This is a genomic window from Terriglobus sp. YAF25, assembly GCF_052113305.1.
Classification (GTDB): Bacteria; Acidobacteriota; Terriglobia; order Terriglobales; family Acidobacteriaceae; genus Terriglobus.
Genome location: NZ_JBFRCY010000597.1, coordinates 1 through 5457 on the forward strand (window position 1 = coordinate 1; position 5457 = coordinate 5457).

Below are 5457 nucleotides of genomic sequence, written 5' to 3' on the forward strand. Positions count from 1 at the left end.
GTGGAGTAGACCAGGTTGGTCACCGAGACCAGCGGGAAGTTCAGGTCGGAGAGGCCACGGTTGAAGCGCAGGTCATACGGATTGGAGAGACCGTTGCCAGTGAACGACGCATTGCCGCTGGCGGCGATGTCGATATTCTTCGACCACGTAAAGCTGCTCTGCGCCTGGAAGCTGTGCGAGAAGCGCTTCTCGAACTGCGCTTGCAGCGAGTGATAGCTGCTGGTGCCGTTGCTGTTGATGGTGAGGATCTGGCCGTAGTTCGTCAGCCCACGTGTTCCACGTACGCTCGCGGCGATCTGGCCGGGGTTGGCGTCGATGATCAGCGTCTGGTGGTAGGACTGACTGCCGACGTAGGCGAGGTGCATCACCAGGTCTCCGCTGAACTGCTGCTCGACTGACGCGTTCCAGCTCTGCGTCATGCCGAGTTTGAAGTTCGGACGGAAGGCTGCCGGTACCGTGGTCTGTGCCGGGAAGACGTAGTTCGACGAGGGCCGAACATTGTCATAGGCAAAGGGCGGGAACGGGCTGGCGAAGCCCGTTGACGAGAAGTTCGCCCACGGGTTGGAGAAGTTGATCGGGTTCGATGCACTGCCGTTCAGTGTGAACGTCGGGCTGAACGGGCTTACGTCGGCTACGTGGTTATAAGCCGAGTAAGGCAGCGGAGCGGTGAACATACCAAAGCCGGCGCGGAAGGCCGTCTTCGGRCTGGCCTGGTAGGCAAAGGCGATACGAGGCTCCCAGTAACCATAGGTGTTTTGCGCCAGGCTGTCAGGCACACCACGGTCGCCGGGGAAGACCAGACCTCTGGGGGCATTTGGGAAGACCGTGCTCTGCTGTCCCGGGTTGTAGACCGCGCCACGGCCGTCCTTCGAGGCCGGTGCGAGGTTCGGATCCCAGCGCAGGCCGAGCGTGACGGTCAGGTTCGGACGCAGACGGAACTGGTCCTGCCCGAATGCTCCCAGCAGGTTGCCGGAGACATCGGCTATCTCGCCCGCACCTTGCGTGAAGGTACCGACGCGGCCGAGCAGGAAGTCCGCCAGGCCGGAGCCGGTGGAGTATCCGTTGAAGCCGATGATCGGCGCCGCCGGATAGTAGGTGAACTCACGCGCACGCTGATGCCACAGGTCCACACCGAACGAAACGGTGTGGTTGCCGATGATCTTGGTGACGGAGTCGGAGAAGCCCCACGAACGGCGCATCTCCCCCGTGTATTCGGAGTAGGGCGTGCTGAAGCCGCCGTTGGCGTTCAGGCCTTCTGAGTAGCAGGCGCCCGCTGGGTCGCTGACGTTGATGTACTTAGAGAGACAGAAGGCGTTGCCGGAGCTGTCGCGCTGCGTGCCTGCGTTGTAGACGTGCTCCTGGTTCCAGAACAATGAGAGAGCGTTGACCAGGCTGGGCGAGATGGTCCAGGTATGGTTCAGCACCTCGTTGAAGAGCTTGCCCTGCTTGCCGGGAACGATGGCGAGGATGTTGCCGGGCGTCGATGCTTCACCACGGTTGTAGTACTGGATGAAGCTACGCAACGTGAGGCGCTGCTTGTCGTTGATGGAGTAGTCCAGACGGCCGGTGCCTTCGTCGAACTTCTCCACCGAGGCAGGAGCGGTGTAGTAGACCAGGCCGCTGGCCGGATCTCCTCCGCGCGGCAGTGCCGTGTTGGCAATGCGTACAGCGGCAGGGTTATAGAGGCTGGGATCGATGCGGTTGTTAACGAAGCCGCCGCCGAGCGTCTTCGGGTATGCCGAGAAGTCGCCGTTCAACATCGCGGCGGTGGGCGTGTTGGTGCTGTTCGAGGTGGCGGTGGTGGACTGGCGCGTGCCCTGGTAGTTGGCGAAGAAGAAGAGCTTGTTCCTCTTGATCGGGCCGCCGAGGAATCCGCCGAACTGGTTGCGGCGTAGCGGATCCACCTTCTTCGAGAAGTAGTCGGCTGCGTTCAATGCGCTGTTGCGCAGGAACTCGAAGGCTCCGCCGTGGAAGGCGTTGGTGCCGCCCTTGGTCTCAATGCTGACAACCGCTCCCGGCGAGAAGCCATAGTGCGCGTCGAAGTTGTTGGAGATGACACGGAACTCGGCAGTGGCATCGGCGTTCGGTGAAGGCGCTGCGAGCGCCATATAGGTGTCCATGTTGGGCACGCCATCCAACAGATAGAGCGTGCTGCCCTGGCGCCCGCCGCCTGCGGAGGCGCCGGTCTCATTGGGGAAGGTGGTCTCGCCCTGCAGGGTGCCGGCACCGGTGTTGAGTACGTTGACGGTTCCGGGCGAGAGCAATACCAGGCTGGATGGATCGCGTCCGTTGAGCGGAAGTTCACGGATGGCCTGTTCGCCGACGGTGTTGCTGACTTCGGCGTTGGTGGTGTTGATCAGAGCCGCRCCCGCGGTGACGTTGACGGTCTCGCTCTCACTACCGACCTGCAAGCCGATATCGAGCGTAGCCTGCTGGCTGACGGTGAGCAGTACGCCGGTCTGCTGGAACTTCTGGAAGCCGGAGACCTCGGCTGCAATGGTGTAGTGGCCGGGCGGGATAGTGGGGAAACGATAAAGACCGGATGCATTGGTCTCTGAGGTGAGCACCAGGTTGGTCTCGGTATTTGTGGCAGTTACATGTGCATTGGGAACGGCGGCGCCTGAGGGATCCGTAACGGTCCCGCTTAGTACGGCGCTTCCTCCCTGTGCATACACGCTCGACGACATGGCAAAGCACAGCGCGAGCACGCAGAACAAAAGCCTTAATAGCTTTTGAGGGTTCATCAAATTTGGGCCTCAATTTTGGGGGAGTTAGAGGGGGTTCGAAATCGTGTGCTTACTGCACATCTGCACGAATCAATTTCTTTGGGCAAGACAGGTTGGGGGAAACTACGAAATTAGAGCAAGTCTCCTAATACGGCAGCTTTGGATGAATCTGCGAATGCCGTTTTTCTTCGCAGGAAAACGGCGCAAACCACCAAAAACCTATCCAAAACTTTCTCAGGGACTCTATGGATTCTCAGGCTGAGTTTCACCCTGCCGGCGACGCGGTTACTGACCGTTTGCGTCCGCTTACTACGGGCGAGGTTGTCGATCGCACCTTCTCGCTCTCCCGGAGCAATTTCTGGCTCTTCTGTGGTGTCGCCCTGGTTCCTGCGCTGGTGTCGTTATGCGGCAGCAGCATCCGTATCGGCCTTGACCACATGGTGCGGGCCTCTCATTCGAACACGACCTACGCCGTGCTTCTCGGCGTCTTCACGATCGTGTGGAGCCTGGTCACCCTGGGTGTTTATGGCAGCTCGCAGGCCGCATCGACCTTCGCGGTGTCGTCGGTCTACCTGGATCGCCAGGTCACGGTTGGCGCGGCCTATCAGGAGAGTAAAAAGCACTGGTTCCGCTACCCGGCGCTGATCGTTGTGCAGTTCCTGAGCGCGGGATGGGTCACGATTGTCATCTATATCGTGTTGGCTGTTCTGGCCGGGGTAATGGCCGCAACTCGATCGACCTCTGTAACAATCGCGATCGCTCTGGTGGGGTTTGCGGCATTTTTCAGTTTTATATACTCCGGCTATCGCTTCTGCAAGGTTGCCCTGGCGATGCCTGCATCGGTGATGGAGGGTCTCGGCGTACGTGCGGCGCTGAAGCGGAGCCGRGCTCTTACGGCCGATCGCAAGTGGCGCATCTTCCTGATCTTCTGCCTGATCGGTGTGCTTTATCTGGTGCTTTGGGGCGGGCTTTCTGCCTTGGTCTTTGCCTCGATGCGTGGGAAGCTGGCGCTTTTGGCCGCTCAGCTTGTCTCGATGGCGGTGGTATTTTTCGCATCGCTCCTGTTGCAGCCCATTGGCGCCGTCAGCATGACACTGGTCTATTTCGATGAGCGGGTGCGCCGCGAAGCCTTCGATATTGAGTTCATGATGCAGAACCTGGTGGCGCAGCCTGTCGAAGAGCCCGGTTCTCCCGCCGAAGGTGTGGCCGAGGCCTAGGCGAAACGATGTATCGTTGCGCTCTTCCTGCGCTTTTGCTGCTCTTCTCGGGTCTCGCCACACACGCGCAGACCGTGCTGACGCATGTCACCTTGCAGCAGCACCAGGCCAACACTGCAACATTGCAGCAACTGATCCGTGACTGTGCGAGTGATACGAAGGCTTGTACGTCAGATCGTGTAGGTCCTGACGAAAGCATCGATCTCGATGCCAGTACCATGAGTCACGTTCGCTATGGCTGGCTGCGGAAGGCGCTGCCGGAGATGGCGACCGCGACCCAGCAACAGCGTGCAGCGAAGGCGGAGACCCTGCTGCAGCATCTTTCGATCGAATCCGCAGCGCCGCAGCCGCGCCACGATGTGCGCAAGGAGGCGGATGCAGTACTGCAGCAGGTCGAGTTTAAAGAGGCGAAGCCATCGTGGTGGGAACGGCTGTCCAGACGGATTGATCTCTGGATGGCGCGCCACCTGAACGTTTCCAATGTCAGCGATTCCACCATCAGCTGGGCGAGAGTCGTGCTCGAAGTGATTCTCTTTGCCATTCCTCTGCTGGCGCTTGGTCTGTGGCTGATGCGCCAGTTACGCGAAGACAGGCTGGTGCCGGAACAAGTGCGTGGCACAAAGCAGGAGACGCCCGCGTCGGTCTCATGGGTAAAGGAGGCGGAGGCGTGCGCCCAGCGGGGTGAGTGGAGAGAGGCGATCCATGCACTCTATTGGCAGACGATTACCGGTTTTGAAGAGCGGCGCATCTGGGCGATCGTCCGTAACCGCACGCCGCGGGAGTACCTCGTACTGCTACAGCCCGGCTCGGAACAGCGCAGGCTGCTGCGCGAACAGACTGTACTACTCGAGTCGGTCTGGTATGGCCGGCGCGAAGCCACGGAGCTCGACTATCAGCGTGCGGCCGGGCTTGCACGGGAGCTGTCCCGCGCATGATGGCACGTGAGAAGAAACTCGTCCTGGCCGGCATCGGTATTGCCATCGGCCTGATCGTCCTCGTCAGCATCTTTGCGTCATCCTCCGATCCAAATGATCAGAGGCCCATTGTGAGCAATGCCGCGGCCGGCGGTACGAAAGCAGCCTATGTGCTGTTGCAGCGTCTCGGATATCGCGTGCAGCATTCCGATGCTCCTCTGACGGCTCTCAATACCGTCGATGCGGAGCACACCACGCTTGTGATTGCGACACCGTGGGCCCAGTTCGAGAAGCCCGAGCAGGATGCGCTCGGAGACTTCGTCAAACGCGGTGGCCACGTGTTGGCGGATGGCATTGCCGGAGCGCATCTACTGCCGGGTTTCTATTGGCTGGATGACCTTAGGCCGCCGGAGCGCTGCCTGACAACCCCCCAGGGCAGCAGCGCACTGGCGCATGCCGGACCGGTTTTGTTCCATCCTGCCATTCTCGCCAAAGACGACCTGCTGGAGACCTATGTGGCGCACTCGTGCATGGGAGGGGCAGCGGTCATCTACTATCCCTACGGAAAAGGTTCGATCGTATGGTGGGCTTCAGTAGAGC

At 60.4% G+C, this 5457-nt stretch carries 4 protein-coding genes; 3 read left to right on the top strand and 1 reads right to left on the bottom strand.

The window, feature by feature from the left end; all coding sequences use genetic code 11:
• The coding region (locus tag AB4043_RS20765; protein ID WP_442307960.1) for a TonB-dependent receptor domain-containing protein at window positions 1–2708 on the bottom strand (2708 nt) is incomplete at its 3' end.
• 263 nt (window positions 2709–2971) lie between these two features.
• Here AB4043_RS20765 and AB4043_RS20770 point away from each other — a divergent pair.
• The 3 genes from AB4043_RS20770 to AB4043_RS20780 form a co-directional block, all read left to right on the top strand.
• The gene (locus AB4043_RS20770; RefSeq protein WP_442300585.1) at window positions 2972–3943 is read left to right on the top strand and encodes a hypothetical protein; all 972 of its coding nucleotides are present in this window, start codon (window positions 2972–2974) and stop codon (window positions 3941–3943) included.
• An 8-nt stretch (window positions 3944–3951) separates the two neighbouring features.
• On the top strand, window positions 3952–4878 hold the full coding sequence (locus AB4043_RS20775; RefSeq protein ID WP_442300586.1) for a DUF4129 domain-containing protein: 927 nt from the start codon (window positions 3952–3954) through the stop codon (window positions 4876–4878).
• Window positions 4875–5457, top strand: a 583-nt coding sequence (locus tag AB4043_RS20780) for a DUF4350 domain-containing protein (RefSeq protein WP_442307961.1), incomplete at its 3' end; no start/stop codon positions are given. The genes AB4043_RS20775 and AB4043_RS20780, both read left to right, overlap by 4 nt.

Bases quoted from the DNA above. Each gene is read 5' to 3' on its own strand.
- AB4043_RS20775 (WP_442300586.1), top strand. From the start codon at position 3,952: ATGTATCGTTGCGCTCTTCCTGCGCTTTTGCTGCTCTTCTCGGGTCTC.